We start from the raw sequence: 14,015 nt of genomic DNA, 5'->3' as shown, positions 1-14,015 counted from the left end.
TTGACGCTGCTACTTTCCGATACAGAACTCGCGGAAGATCACGTCCAGCACATCCTCGACATCGACCCGCCCCAACAGACGCCCAAGCGCCAGTGCGGCGATCCGCAGCTCCTCCGCGGCGAGCTCCTCACCGAGATCAACAGCCGTAACGCTCCGACGAAGCGCCGCCACGGTCTCATTGAGCAGGGCTCGTTGCCGCTCCCGGGTGATCAGGCCATTCTCGGTCGATCCGAAGAAGTCACGGGCGAAGCCTATCAGAGCCTCCAACAGGCCGGCCACCCCTGCTCCGGTTCTGGCCGAGATCGCAAAGACGGGAGCATCGCCCTGCACCGTCGCCGTGGCTGTCTCCTGCGGTCTCGGCAGATCGATCTTGTTCCGGACCAGCCAGACAGGCACCTCGCTTCGACGCTCTGCCTCCGGCTGATTATCCTCGGACAGCCACAGCACGAGATCGGCCTGCGCAGCCCGATCCCGGGCCCGGCGCACACCCTCCTGCTCCACGGGGTCGTCCGTCTCCCGGATCCCCGCGGTATCGATCACCGTGACGGGATAGCCCTGGAGATCGAGCTGGATCTCGATGACGTCGCGCGTGGTGCCGGCATGAGGCGAGACGATCGCCACCTCACGTCGGGCCAGCTGGTTCATCAAGGTCGACTTGCCCGCGTTTGGAGGTCCGGCGATGACGACCGTCAGACCATCGCGTAGTCGCTCGGCCCGGCCCTGCGCCGACAACACGGTCTCGATCTCTGCCAGGAGCTGTTCAATCCGCGATAGCGCCGACGCCATCAGCTCGGCTGGCACGTCACCTTCATCGGCAAAGTCGATCCCGGCCTCGATCAGCGCCGTAGCTTCGATGATCTGCTCACGCCAGCCCCGCGCCTTGTCGCCGAGCAGGCCCTTCAGCTGGCGCAACGCCTGGCGCCGCTGCCGATCCGTGTCGGCATGAATGAGATCGTCGAGGCCTTCGGCTTCGGTCAGATCGATCTTGCCATTCTCGAACGCGCGCCGCGTGAACTCGCCCGGCTCGGCAGGGCGCATCTGCGGCATCGTCGACAGCACCGAGAACATTGTCGCGACGACGGCACGGCTGCCATGGACATGCAGCTCGGCAACATCTTCGCCGGTGGCACTGGCCGGGCCGGGAAACCACAGCACGACGGCATCGTCGATCGGTTCGCCATTGCCATCCCGCAGCAAGGCGCGCGTCGCCATCCTCGGCAGCGGCAGTTTCCCCGCAAGCATCTGAAGGGCGATGCCGGCGTGAGGCCCGGAGAGTCTGACGATCGCAATCGCACTCGGCAGGCGTCCGGAGGACAGCGCGAAGATGGTCTGGTCGTGAGGATGCATGATCCTCAGTTGGGCTCACCGGCAGCGAAAGACAATCGGTTTGCAGCGGCATGCTTTACGCCGGCGAACCATGGCGGGCGGATAAGCATCGAGGACTTCTCGCCGGGCGCAGCGACAAACAAGTCAAACAAAAGGGGCGCTCCAAAGAGCGCCCTTTCCAAATCGAGACCGTGGCCCGATCAGGTGTTCATGGATTCGAAGAACTCGGCATTGCTCTTGGTGCTGCGGAGCTTGTCGAGCAGGAAGTCGATCGCGTCCATCGTGCCCATCGGATTGAGAATGCGGCGGAGCACGTACATCTTCTTGAGGTTCTGCGGCTCGGTGATGAGCTCTTCCTTGCGGGTGCCCGAGCGGGCGATGTCGATCGCCGGGAAGGTCCGCTTGTCCGCGACCTTGCGGTCGAGGATGAGCTCGGAGTTGCCGGTGCCCTTGAACTCTTCGAAGATGACCTCGTCCATGCGGCTGCCGGTATCGACCAGAGCAGTCGCGATGATGGTCAGCGAGCCGCCTTCCTCGATATTGCGCGCGGCACCGAAGAAGCGCTTCGGCCGCTGCAACGCGTTGGCGTCGACACCGCCGGTCAGCACCTTGCCGGAGGACGGCACCACCGTATTGTAGGCGCGGCCGAGGCGGGTAATCGAGTCCAGCAGAATGACGACGTCGCGGCCGTGCTCGACCAGGCGCTTGGCCTTCTCGATCACCATCTCCGCGACCTGGACGTGACGCGCCGCCGGCTCGTCGAAGGTCGAGGACACAACCTCGCCCTTCACCGAGCGCTGCATGTCCGTGACTTCTTCCGGACGCTCGTCGATCAGCAGCACGATCAGGTAGCACTCGGGATGATTGGCCGTGATCGAGTGCGCGATGTTCTGCATCAGCACCGTCTTGCCGGTGCGCGGCGGCGCGACGATCAGCGCGCGCTGGCCCTTGCCGATTGGCGCGACGATGTCGATCACGCGTGGCGACAGATCTTTGCGGGTCGGATCCTCGAGCTCGAGCCGGAAGCGCTCGTCCGGAAACAGCGGCGTGAGATTGTCGAAATTGACCTTGTGCTTGGACTTTTCGGGATCCTCGAAGTTCAGCGTGTTGACCTTGAGCAGCGCGAAATAACGCTCGCCCTCTTTCGGGCTGCGGATGTGGCCCTCGATGGTGTCACCGGTGCGCAGCCCGAAGCGGCGGATCTGCGAGGGCGAGACGTAGATGTCATCGGGACCCGGCAGGTAGTTGGCATCGGGCGAGCGGAGGAAGCCGAAGCCATCGGAGAGCACCTCGACGACGCCCTCGCCGATGATGTCGATTTCCTGGATCGCGAGCTGTTTGAGGATGGCGAACATCAGCTCCTGCTTGCGCATCGTGCTGGCGTTCTCGACCCCGTTTTCCTCCGCGAAGGAGACGAGCTCGGCCGGCGTCTTTGACTTGAGGTCCTGTAGTTTGATTTCCCGCATTGGGGTGGTCCTGTGGAAGCGACTTGGGAGGGATGCGAGGTGGCTGTGGGAAGGCGGACGAAAATGAGGTCCGCAGGTCTGAGCAAGGTTGGCGCCGATGAGGCACCAGACCTGATGCGGCGGCCGGTCAAGCCGGAACGCAACCACATCCGCCTGCGTGGGGTGGGATATCTACAATATAGAAAATCGCGCCGGCGTCTGCAAGGCGTCTGCAGCGCAGCGGTATTCCGAGGGAAACGGTCAGAACGGCTTGACGATCACGAGAATCACGATGCCTATCATCAGCACCGTTGGTACCTCATTGATGTAGCGGTAGAATTTCTGGCTGCGGGTGTTCTTGTCGGCGCCGAATTCCCTGACCCAGCGGGTAAACAGTCCGTGGACTCCGGACATGACCAGCACCAGCAGAAATTTGGCATGAAACCACCCGCTGGTATACCAGTGGCCTGCCCAGACCAGATAGAGCCCGGCAAGCCACGTCACGGTCATCGCCGGATTGATGATCGCCTTGAGCAGGCGCCGCTCCATGACCTTGAACGTCTCGGACTGCTTCGAGCCGATCTCGGCGTCGCAATGATAGACGAACAGCCGCGGCAGATACAGCATGCCGGCCATCCACGCGATGACGGCGATGACGTGCAGGGCCTTGATCCACTCATACATCGGAGACGCGTGATCCTCTCGGCTGGTGATCAGCTTGCGTGCCGAGACATATCCGCTCGCTCAGTCCCCTCCAAACCAAATAATTTTAGAATCTTAAGGTTTGAGTCTAGGTAGCGGTGGATTGGACTCATGCAATGTCATCCGCAGTGTGCTCGCAGCTTGTTCACATCCCTCAACATGTAAGCTGCACGCGCCGGATCGCCGCAGAGTTCAATGTGATTCAAACGCTTGTCGAAATCCTTCGACAGCTTATCCAGAGACAAACCGACCTCGTCCCGATATCATCGCGCTGCTGCCTGGCGCCGTCCCGGACGGCGACCATGTGCAGAACTATCGGGGTTATACAAAGGGAGCGGTCCGAGGCCGCTTTTTGGTCCCATCCTTCACAGGGATTCACAGATCGTTAAGGATTTGATGCCCACCACCGGCAATTACTTTCACCTGCATCTGGTTTCCGATTCGACGGGCGAAACCTTGATCACGGTCGCGCGAGCGGTCGCCGCGCAGTACACCAACGTGACCCCCGTCGAGCACGTGTACCCGCTGGTTCGCAGCCAGAAGCAGCTCGACCGTGTGCTCGACGAGATCGAGGAAGCCCCCGGCATCGTGCTGTTCACCCTGCTCGAGAAGGACCTGGTCAGCCGGCTCGAAGGCAAGTGCCAGCAGATCAACATCCCGAGCCTGTCGATCATCGGTCCGGTGATGCAGCTGTTTGAGGCCTATCTCGGCGCATCGACCGCCGGCCGCGTCGGTGCGCAGCATGTGCTCAATGCCGAATATTTCGCCCGCATCGATGCGCTGAACTACACGATGCTCCACGATGACGGGCAGATGGTCGACGGCCTCGAAGACGCCGAAGTGGTGCTGGTGGGCGTCAGCCGGACGTCGAAGACTCCGACCTCGATCTATCTCGCCAACCGCGGCGTGCGCACCGCCAACGTGCCGCTGGTCCCGGGCATTCCGATCCCGCATCAGCTCGAGACATTGAAGAAGCCGCTGGTCGTCAGCCTGCATGCGACCCCGGAGCGGCTGATCCAGGTGCGGCAGAATCGCCTGCTCAGCATGGGTGCGGAATCCGGCAATGAGAATTATGTCGACAAGCAGTCGGTGACGGACGAGGTCGCCTATGCACGCAAGCTGAGTGCGAAGTTCAACTGGGTCATGCTCGACGTGACGCGGCGCTCGATCGAGGAGACGGCGGCCGCGATCCTGAAACTCTATACCGACCGGCAGCGGCAGCGGCTTCCGGACTAGTGAGCGGATCAATGTCCATCTGGTGCAGTGACGAGCCTCTCATTCTGGCATCGCAAAGCCGCGCGCGGTGGATGCTGCTCGCGAACGCAGGCCTCGCGTGCGAGGCCCTTCCGGCCGATATCGACGAACGCGCGGTGCAGGCCGAAGCCGGCCTGGTGGCGCCCTACGAGATCGCCTTACACCTTGCCAACGCAAAGGCCGCTGCGGTCTCGGCAAGCAGGCCCAATTCATATGTGGTGGGCGCGGATCAGACGCTCGCATTGGGTGAGCGCATGTTCAACAAGCCAGCCGGCCGCCAGCATGCCATGCAGCAACTGTTGGCGCTGGGCGGGCGCACCCATGCGCTGCACTCGGCCATTGCCGTGGTCCGCAACGGTGAGGTGCTGTTCTCGCACGTCGCAATTGCCTGGATGACGATGCGCGCCCTCACCGAAACCGAGATCGCGGCCTATCTCGATGTCGCCGGCGAAGCCGTCACATCCAGCGTCGGCGCCTATCAGCTGGAAGGGCTCGGTGTGCACCTGTTCGACCGGATCGACGGCGATCACTTCACCATACTCGGCCTGCCGCTGTTGCCGCTGCTCGCCTATTTTCGCGAAGCGAAGCTGCTCAGGATCTGATGCCGACCGCAGCCACGCGTAAGGGGGAGTGACCGCGGATGAGAGTGCTGGGTCTGACCGGCTCGATGGGCATGGGCAAGTCGACGACCGCAAAGCTGTTCGCCGAAGCCGGTGTACCGGTCTACGACGCCGACGCGACCGTTCATAAGGTCTATGAGGGCGAAGCCGCGCCGGCGATCGAAGCCGAATTTCCTGGGACGACGGTGGACGGCAAGGTGGATCGGGCCAGGCTCTCCGCCAAGGTCGTCGGCGATCCCGCCGCGATCCGCCGGCTCGAAGCGATCGTGCATCCGATGCTGCGCTCCTACCACCAGAAGTTTCTCGATGACGCCGAGCAGTCCGGCGTGCCGGTTGCCGTCGTCGATGTCCCCTTGCTGTTCGAGACCGGCGGCGACAAGCGCGTCGATGCCGTGGTGGTTGTGTCGACGTCGCCCGAGATCCAGCGCCAACGCATCCTGGCGCGCGGCACGATGACGGAAGAAGCGCTCGATGCGCTGCTCGCACGGCAGATGCCGGATGCCGAGAAGCGCAAGCGCGCCGATTTCGTCGTGGATACCTCGCACGGGCTCGATCCGGTGCGGGCACGCATCCGCGACATCCTGGCGGAGGTCGTTAGAATGCCGCAGCGCCGGGGCTGATTCGCGAACGCCGGCGGCGCGGAATTCGACGGATCAGATCAGATGCGTGAGATCGTTCTCGACACCGAAACCACCGGCCTCGACGCCCTGCGCGGCGACCGCCTGGTCGAGATCGGCTGTGTCGAGATCATCAACCGCATGCCCACCGGCCAAGTCTACCACCGCTACATCAATCCCGAACGCGACATGCCGGCGGAGGCGTTCGCGGTTCACGGACTGTCGAGCGAGTTCCTGGCGGACAAGCCGCTGTTTCACGAGATCGTGGAGGAGTTCCTGGAATTCATCGGCGATGCCCCGCTGGTGATCCACAACGCCTCGTTTGACATCGGCTTCATCAATGCCGAGCTCGACCGGGTCAAGCGCGCGGCCATTCCCAGGGATCGTCTGGTCGATACGCTGCTGCTCGCACGTCGCAAGCATCCTGGCGTGTCGAACCGCCTCGACGACCTCTGCTCACGCTATGCGATCGACAACTCACGCCGCACCAAGCACGGCGCGTTGCTCGACGCCGAACTGCTGGCGGAGGTCTATGTCGATCTCGTCGGGGCGCGGCAGTCGCAGCTGATCCTGACCCAGGACAGCCAGGAGATCCGCATCGGGGGGGCCGGCGATACGCCGCGCCGTCAGCGCGAGCAGCCGCTTCTGCCACGTGTCACGGATGCGGAGCGAGAGGCGCATCGCGCCTTCATCGCCACCCTCGGCGACAAGCCGATCTGGATGGAGTTTCTCGCCGGCACGTGATCCGCCGGATCGGCAGCGGATCACGCCCTGCAAACATCAATCGTAAAGCTGAACCAGATCAGCTCGACAGCACCTGGCCGCCCTGGGCCGCTGCCTGGCGCTCCATGTTCTGGCGGTACAGGCCAACGAAATCGACCGGGTCCAGCATCAGCGGCGGGAAGCCGCCGTCGCGCACCGAGTTGGCGACGATCTCGCGGGCGAACGGGAACAAGAGGCGCGGGCATTCGATCAGCAGCATCGGCGACAGGTTTTCGCGCGGAATGTTGACCAGCCGGAACACGCCGCCATAGACCAGCTCGAAGCTGAACATCACCTGGCTGCCGCTCTCGGCCTTGCCCTCGATCGTCAGCGTCACCTCGTATTCCGTGTCATTCAGCGCGTTGGCGCCGACATTGATCTGGATATTGATCTGCGGCGGCTGGCCCTGCGGTGCCAGGGACTGCGGCGCGTTCGGATTCTCGAATGAGAGATCCTTGATGTATTGGGCCAGCACGTTCAGTTGAGGAGGAGCAGCCGCCTCGGGAGTGGCGCCGTTACCGTTGGTCATCGCAGTGTTCTCCAGGCAAAAAGGGCGGGTCGTTGCGGCGCGTGGCTACCATAGGGCCGGCTTGTTCCACAAGGACGAGCCACGGACGCCGCAAAAGGCCGAGGCAAAGGATTGATCCGGCCGGTATGCCTCTATTTGTCGCATCAGCCACCGGGCGGAACCAGCGACCGGCCTACCCCGTTCCAATCAGGGGTCGATCGGATTTCCCCTTGAGAAGGAAAAGGGTTAGGATCGCTACGCCACAATGTGCCATTGGCCGGGCCCAATTCGATGACTACATCCGGGTCGACCGAGGGATTCACGGGTCTTTACCTGGATCCTGTAGAACGGGTGTCCGGTGGCCGGGCTCCGCGTTCGGCTCGACAGGTCAGAAAGCGAACACGACGTGGACATTTATACCATCATCTTCCTGGCGTTGGCGGTCTTCATCTTCGTGCGCCTGCGCGCCGTGCTCGGGCAGCGCACCGGAAGCGAGCGGACGCCGTTCGATCACGCCGCCAGAAACGCGGTCCAGGGTGCGCCGGACAACCACGTCATGCCGGCTCCCAACAAGCCCGTCGACCCCTCGGCTTCGGTCCCCGGCGGCGAGATGCCGGCGGCGGGCGATCGCTGGCGCGGCCTGGCCGAGTCGGGCACGCCGCTCGCGCGTGGCCTCGACGCGATCGTCGCCGATGACTCATCGTTCGATCCGCGCCATTTCCTGACCGGTGCGCGCAGCGCCTACGAGATGATCGTGCTGGCGTTTGCCAATGGCGATCGCCGCGCGTTGCGCGACCTGCTGTCGTCCGAGGTCTATGAGAGCTTCGACGCCGTCATCAAGGAGCGTGAGAAGCAGGAGCAGAAGACCGAAACCCGCTTCGTCTCCATCGATACCGCCGAGCTGGTCGGTGCCGAGCTGCGCGACCGCACCGCGCAGGTCACGGTGCGCTTCGTCTCGCAGATGATCTCGGTGACACGCGACAAGATGGGCAACATCGTCGACGGCAATCCGGACAAGGTGGCCGACATCACCGACATCTGGACCTTCGCCCGCGACACCGGCTCGCGCGATCCGAACTGGAAGCTGGTCGGCACCGGCAGCCATTGATGGAATAGGTTGCCGTCGGCGGTGTTACGTTGGAGGCCACCGCTCTCCGTGTCGAGCCGGCTGCGTCAGGAGCACGACGAGCCGCATCCTCGGTTTTTTGAGATTGATCTTTTGAACATGCCGTTTTCTCCGAATTTCGCGTTGAGTGGTACTTTGATGGTGCAAGCATGGTTCGCGAAATTTGGAAGCGGGGTTTCGCCGCCCATCGCGTGAAGTACTGGACATCGGCGCTCGCCTTGAGCGTCGTTGCCGTGGCGCTCGCCCCTTACGCGGCCGAGGCGGTGCGCTCGCGCCACCGGACCCCGGCGGCGTCGGTGCGCCACCTGCCCTACCCCCAGCTCGACTGGCCGCTCGAAATCAACAACAGCCAGTACCTGCCATTGGCCTGGAACGACGTGCCCGGCTGGAACGACGATGATCAGCTCGCGGCGTACCGGACGTTCCGCGCCAGTTGTAAGCCGATCGCCGCCAAGACGGATGTCACGCCGGACGCCAAGGCGCTAGGCGATTCCCTGCGTGATCCTTGCCGCGATGCGCGGTCCGCCGATCTTTCCGACAATGCTGCAGCGAGGGCGTTCTTCGAACGGCACTTCGAGCCGCTGAAGATCTCCAAGCTCGGCGATGCCGACGGCTTCGTCACCGGCTACTACGAACCCGTGATCGACGGCTCGCGGACCCAGAACGAGGTCTACAACGTTCCGGTCTATCGCCGCCCCTCCAATCTGTTCGTCCGCGGCTACAAGCAGGACGCTACGAGTCTGCCCAACAAGGGCCCCGTCTACCGGAAGATCGGACGGCGCAAGCTGGTCCCCTATTACGACCGCGCGGAGATCGAGGACGGCGCCATCGAGGGCCGCGGCCTGGAGATCGCGTGGCTGAGGAACCAGACGGACCTGCTGTTTGCCCAGATCCAGGGATCCGCGCGCATCAGTCTCGACGATGGCTCGACCGTCCGCATCAACTACGATGCCTATAATGGCCATCCCTATACGCCGGTCGGTCGTGTCCTGATCGAGCGCGGCATCATTCCGCGCGAGCAGATGTCGATGCAGCGCATCCGCGACTGGATGGAGCAGAACCCGGAAGGTGCCAACGAACTGCGGCGGACCAACCGCTCCTACATCTTCTTCCGCGAGGTGCAACTGTCGGAGAAGGACGAGGCCGTCGGCGCCCAGGGCATCCCGCTGACTCCGGGCCGCTCGATCGCGGTCGACAAGTCGCTGCACGTCTATGGCACGCCGTTCTTCATCACCGGCGAGTTGCCGATCGAATCCGAGAAGTCGAAGACGGCTTTCCACCGGCTGATGATTGCCCAGGATACGGGCTCGGCGATCGTCGGACCTGCGCGCGCCGATCTCTACTTCGGCGCGGGACAGGACGCCGGCAAAGTCTCCGGCCGCCTCAAGCACAGCATCCAGTTCGTGATGCTGGCGCCGAAGAGCCTCGATCCGGTCGCGCGTGGCCGCAAGATGCCGCTGCCGGATGCGCGTCCGTCGGAGAAGATCGCCAAGCTGTTTCCGCAAGCGCTGCCGAAGCAGGCAGCGAAGGAGGCTGCTAAAGATCAAGCGAAGGAGCAGGACCAGGCCAAGACGGCGGCGGCGCCCTCCGCGGCCAAGGATTCAAAGGTCGCGGCTACCTCCGCGATCGCCGTCGCAAAACCCGCGACCACGGTGGCGCAGAACGTGGTGGCCCCACAGCCAGTGCCCCTGCCCGAGGCCCGACCGCGACTCGAAAGTGATCGCAATATCCGCCGATTGCGTTATGGCAGACGCCACCGCAACCGCCGATGACAAGTCGTTTCCATGTCGCATGATCCCGAGCCGCCGCGCGGCCGTCGCAAGCGCGGCCTTTCCGAGGACGAGCGCACGCTGTGGGAAACGGTCGCGCGCCAGGTCAAGCCGCTGCGCAAGACACAGCGCCCGGTGCGGCTGCATCCGCCGATGACGACGTCCGAACCGCAGCCGGACAAACCCGCGATGACGCAGCGGCCGGTCGCGCCGGTTGCCGCGCCGAAACCCGTCCGGCCAGCGATTCCGCCGCTGGTTTCGCTCGGCCGGAAGGAGCGTTCGAAACTGTCGCGCGGCCGCAATGAGATCGATGCGCGGCTCGATCTGCACGGCATGACCCAGAGCCGGGCGCACCAAGTGCTGCATCATTTCCTGCATCGCGCGCAGCATGATGGGCTGACCTTCGTGCTCGTCATCACCGGCAAGGGCACCATCGGCGCGGACCCTGAACGCGGCGTGCTCCGGCGCCAAGTGCCACATTGGCTGAGCCTGCCGGAATTCCGCTCGCTGATCGTCGGCTTCGAGGAGGCCCATGTCGGACATGGCGGCGCCGGCGCGCTCTACGTCCGTATCAGGCGCTCAAGAGGCTGAGGCTCAGAACGGCCGGATGATGCCGACGCGCGGTACGGCGGTGACGATCCAGCCCAGGATCGTGGTCCTGCGATCGTCGGGATCAATCGGTGCAATCGGCTTGGTCGCGGGAAGCGTCTTCACCGCGTGCAGCATCATCACCATGCAAACGACCCAGCTCGAGATCCAGCGCGAATAGTCGAACACCATCGCGAACATCACGACGTAGGCGAGGCTGATGAAGATCAGCGCGGCGATGACGATCTGGCGATGACGCCGCTCTTCCAATGCGCCGACAAGATCGCTGTAGTAGCTCCATAGCGGTGCATGCAGCCAGAGCAGCAGCGCATATACGGGCACGCCGAGCAGATTGGACGGCATGCGCGCCCAGGTGTCCTGCACTTCCTTGGACAGCGGCTGGTACCAGACATAGGCGAACTGAAGCAGCTCGGTGCGCGATGGATCGGCCATTCGTGTCTGCAAATAACTTACGAAATCGGCTTCGGGCAGCGGCATGGTTCCGAGGAATTGCGCGGCCAGGAACAGGATGCCGAGGCCGAGCAGCGCGCTTGCGCCCACGGCAAGGTCGAGCCGGGCGATGGGGCGGGCCAGATAGTAGCGCAGCACGACGATGGCGACGATGGTGGGCACATACATCAGCAGATGGATGTGATGGATCAGCACCAGCACCGCCGAGATGAGCGTGGCGAGCAGGACGTAGCCGAGTGAGCTCGCCGGGACCAGCAACAGGATGATGACGCCGAGACAGCCATAGATGTCGAAATGACCGAGCGTGAACAGGAAGTTCTTGAAGACGAACGGCGACCCAGCCGTGAAGACGAACAGCGGCAGCTGCGCGCGATCAAAACCAAAGGTGCGTCGGAACAGCTGCAGGTACAGAGCGAGCGTGATCAGCCAGACGCTGCCGCCGATTGCGAACACCAGCCACACCGGCAGCTTCGCCGTGAACAGTCCGACGATGGCACCGACCAGCGCGCGCTTGATGAAGCCGTGGTGATAGTCGACCAGCAGGTGGATGTAGGGGATGTAGGGCGGCAGCGTGATCTTGTGCAGGAGCACGCCGAGCATCACGGCGGCGTTGACGGCGAGCATCGCCTGCCAATGTTTGTTGTAGGCGCCGGTCATGCCATGACCGAGCGATGGCCGGCGGGGAGACTGTCACCACGACATCCAACATTGTCCCGGCTTTGAGCCGGGACCCATAGCCACCGCTGTACACGCTGAGGCAGGGCTGGAGCCGCCATCGAGAGTCACAATTGGCTTTGGTGGTTATGGATCCCCGCTTTCGCGGGGACGACGGCGGAATTTGTAGCTAGGCCTCGACCCATACGGGTAGCCGCTACAAAATGAACCGGCTGAGATCAGTGTTCTTGGCGAGATCGCCAATGTGCTGCTGCACGAAGGCGGCGTCGACCCGCATGGTCTCGCCGCTGCGGTCGGAGGCCGTGAAGGAGATGTCGTCGAGGACGCGCTCCATTACGGTCTGCAGCCGACGCGCGCCGATGTTCTCGACCGTGGAGTTGACCGCGACCGCGATGTCGGCGAGCGCGTCGATCGCATCGTCGGTGATGTCGAGCGTCACGCCCTCGGTCTTCATCAGCGCGACATATTGCTTGATCAGCGACGCCTCCGGCTCGGTCAGGATGCGGCGCATGTCGTCGCGCGTCAGCGCCTGCAGCTCGACGCGGATCGGCAGCCGGCCCTGCAACTCCGGCAAGAGGTCCGATGGCTTGGCGATGTGGAACGCGCCCGACGCGATGAACAGGATGTGATCGGTCTTCACAGCGCCATGCTTGGTCGAGACCGTCGTGCCCTCGATCAGCGGCAGCAGGTCGCGCTGCACGCCCTCGCGGGAGACGTCGCCGCCTGCGCGGTTCTCGCGCACACAGATCTTGTCGATCTCGTCGAGGAACACGATGCCGTTGTTCTCGACCACGCTGATCGCCTCCTGCACCAGCTGGTCGCTGTCGAGCAGCTTGTCGGACTCTTCCGCGATCAGGATGTCGTGCGAGGCTTCGACCGTGACGCGCCGCGTCTTGGTGCGGCCGCCGAGTTTGCCGAAGATGTCGCCGATGGAGATCGCGCCCATCTGCGCCCCCGGCATGCCCGGGATCTCGAACATCGGAAGGCCGCCGCCGGACGACTGCGTCTCGATCTCGATCTCCTTGTCGTTCAGCTCGCCGGCGCGCAGCTTGCGGCGGAACGAGTCGCGGGTGGCGGCGCTGGAGCTGGCGCCGACCAGCGCATCGAGCACGCGCTCCTCGGCGGCAAGCTGGGCCCGGGCGGCGACGTCCTTGCGCTTGCGCTCGCGCACCTGGACGATCGCGACCTCGACGAGATCGCGGATGATCTGCTCGACGTCGCGGCCGACATAGCCGACCTCGGTGAACTTGGTCGCCTCGACCTTCAGGAACGGCGCGCCCGCGAGCTTGGCCAGCCGCCGCGCGATCTCGGTCTTGCCGACGCCGGTCGGCCCGATCATCAGGATGTTCTTCGGCAGCACCTCCTCGCGCAGGCCTGCATCGAGCTGCAACCGGCGCCAGCGGTTGCGCAACGCAATGGACACCGCCCGCTTGGCGTCGGCCTGGCCGACGATGTAGCGGTCGAGTTCGGAGACGATTTCGCGGGGTGAAAAGTCGGTCATGAGGCTCTAGCTAGGGTCGGACGGGGATGAGGGCAAGCCGGATTTCCGCCGTCACAGGAGCGGCGGTCCGGCCTGCCACTGCCGGATCGCCTCGGTTGGATAGATCAGCATCAAGATGTTCAGGGTCAGGTTGTCACGGATGTGCAGGCCCACCCCGATCTCGAGCGCGACTGCAATCACGACGGTCAGCCAGACCGGCAGCACCCGCGCCAGCAGGAAGCCGGTCATCATCGCCAGCGTATCGCCGACGGAGTTCACGATGCTGTCGCCGAAATAGTCCAGCGAGATCGTGGCGGCACGATAGCGCTCGATGATGAAGCTGGAGTTCTCGACCAGCTCCCAGGTGCCCTCGATCAGCATCGCCAGGATCAGCCGCCCCTGCCAGGGCAGCCGCGGCACCACCAGCATGGTCAGCGCATAGAACAAGAAGCCGTGAATGATGTGGGAGAACGTGTACCAGTCGGTGAGATGCTGGGAGTTCTCCGAGCTCTGCACCACGCCATGCCACAGCTTGACGGTGCCGCAGGCGCAGATCGGCAGCCGGCCCATCGCGAACAACAGTGCGGCCTGCAGCGCCAGCAGACCGAGCACCGGGATGAGCCAGGGTCCGGACGACCGCCGGGACGGGGCGCCGATCTCGTCCGCGGTCAT

14 protein-coding genes are annotated in these 14,015 nt (G+C 63.9%); 7 read left to right on the top strand and 7 right to left on the bottom strand.

Features of this window, described 5'->3' with window-relative positions; all coding sequences use genetic code 11:
- Window positions 1–9 precede the first annotated feature (9 nt).
- The 3 genes from mnmE to hemJ all read right to left on the bottom strand — a co-directional run bounded on the left by mnmE (window position 10) and on the right by hemJ (window position 3,455).
- Window positions 10–1,347, bottom strand: coding sequence for a tRNA uridine-5-carboxymethylaminomethyl(34) synthesis GTPase MnmE (mnmE, locus tag QW868_RS09185; RefSeq protein WP_316230389.1), 1,338 nt, complete (start codon window positions 1,345–1,347; stop codon window positions 10–12).
- Between the two features lie 179 nt (window positions 1,348–1,526).
- Window positions 1,527–2,792 carry a transcription termination factor Rho gene (gene rho / locus QW868_RS09180; protein WP_315740414.1) on the bottom strand — a complete coding sequence of 422 codons (1,266 nt, stop codon included), beginning with the start codon at window positions 2,790–2,792 and terminating at the stop codon, window positions 1,527–1,529.
- A gap of 240 nt (window positions 2,793–3,032) precedes the next feature.
- Window positions 3,033–3,455: a protoporphyrinogen oxidase HemJ gene (gene hemJ, locus QW868_RS09175; protein ID WP_316230388.1), complete on the bottom strand. Its 423-nt coding sequence runs from the start codon at window positions 3,453–3,455 to the stop codon at window positions 3,033–3,035.
- Window positions 3,456–3,869: 414 nt separating this feature from the next.
- Between hemJ and QW868_RS09170 the strand changes: the two genes are divergently transcribed.
- From QW868_RS09170 to dnaQ, 4 genes are read left to right on the top strand one after another with little or no spacing between them, the layout of a single operon-like run.
- Window positions 3,870–4,709, top strand: coding sequence for a pyruvate, water dikinase regulatory protein (locus QW868_RS09170; protein WP_315740416.1), 840 nt, complete (start codon window positions 3,870–3,872; stop codon window positions 4,707–4,709).
- 11 nt (window positions 4,710–4,720) lie between these two features.
- Complete coding sequence (locus tag QW868_RS09165) at window positions 4,721–5,329, top strand: Maf family protein (RefSeq protein WP_316230387.1); 609 nt, start codon at window positions 4,721–4,723, stop codon at window positions 5,327–5,329.
- A gap of 38 nt (window positions 5,330–5,367) precedes the next feature.
- Complete coding sequence (coaE, locus tag QW868_RS09160) at window positions 5,368–5,967, top strand: dephospho-CoA kinase (protein ID WP_315759082.1); 600 nt, start codon at window positions 5,368–5,370, stop codon at window positions 5,965–5,967.
- A 42-nt stretch (window positions 5,968–6,009) separates the two neighbouring features.
- Window positions 6,010–6,708 (top strand): DNA polymerase III subunit epsilon, encoded by a 699-nt coding sequence (gene dnaQ / locus QW868_RS09155; RefSeq protein ID WP_315759081.1) that lies wholly within the window; start codon window positions 6,010–6,012, stop codon window positions 6,706–6,708.
- Window positions 6,709–6,766: 58 nt separating this feature from the next.
- On the opposite strand, the gene secB is transcribed toward dnaQ, so the two are convergent.
- A complete protein-coding gene (gene secB / locus QW868_RS09150) occupies window positions 6,767–7,255 on the bottom strand; it encodes a protein-export chaperone SecB (RefSeq protein ID WP_315740420.1) in 489 nt (162 codons plus the stop codon).
- Window positions 7,256–7,640: 385 nt separating this feature from the next.
- Between secB and QW868_RS09145 the strand changes: the two genes are divergently transcribed.
- The 3 genes from QW868_RS09145 to QW868_RS09135 all read left to right on the top strand — a co-directional run bounded on the left by QW868_RS09145 (window position 7,641) and on the right by QW868_RS09135 (window position 10,720).
- Complete coding sequence (locus QW868_RS09145) at window positions 7,641–8,342, top strand: Tim44/TimA family putative adaptor protein (RefSeq protein WP_316230386.1); 702 nt, start codon at window positions 7,641–7,643, stop codon at window positions 8,340–8,342.
- 167 nt (window positions 8,343–8,509) lie between these two features.
- Window positions 8,510–10,132, top strand: a complete 1,623-nt coding sequence (locus tag QW868_RS09140; RefSeq protein WP_316230385.1) for a murein transglycosylase A — start codon at window positions 8,510–8,512, stop codon at window positions 10,130–10,132.
- A gap of 12 nt (window positions 10,133–10,144) precedes the next feature.
- On the top strand, window positions 10,145–10,720 hold the full coding sequence (locus QW868_RS09135) for a Smr/MutS family protein (RefSeq protein WP_316230384.1): 576 nt from the start codon (window positions 10,145–10,147) through the stop codon (window positions 10,718–10,720).
- Window positions 10,721–10,723: 3 nt separating this feature from the next.
- Here the strand turns inward: QW868_RS09135 and QW868_RS09130 are convergent, their stop codons facing one another.
- From QW868_RS09130 to QW868_RS09120, 3 genes are all read right to left on the bottom strand, one after another.
- Window positions 10,724–11,845 carry a hypothetical protein gene (locus QW868_RS09130; RefSeq protein WP_316230383.1) on the bottom strand — a complete coding sequence of 374 codons (1,122 nt, stop codon included), beginning with the start codon at window positions 11,843–11,845 and terminating at the stop codon, window positions 10,724–10,726.
- A 214-nt stretch (window positions 11,846–12,059) separates the two neighbouring features.
- Window positions 12,060–13,364, bottom strand: a complete 1,305-nt coding sequence (gene hslU / locus QW868_RS09125) for an ATP-dependent protease ATPase subunit HslU (protein WP_315740425.1) — start codon at window positions 13,362–13,364, stop codon at window positions 12,060–12,062.
- Window positions 13,365–13,415: 51 nt separating this feature from the next.
- Complete coding sequence (locus QW868_RS09120) at window positions 13,416–14,015, bottom strand: DUF2585 domain-containing protein (RefSeq protein ID WP_316230382.1); 600 nt, start codon at window positions 14,013–14,015, stop codon at window positions 13,416–13,418.

It is taken from the genome of Bradyrhizobium sp. SZCCHNR1051, from assembly GCF_032489615.1.
Lineage (GTDB): Bacteria > Pseudomonadota > Alphaproteobacteria > Rhizobiales > Xanthobacteraceae > Bradyrhizobium.
This window is presented reverse-complemented; position numbering and strand designations above follow the sequence as displayed.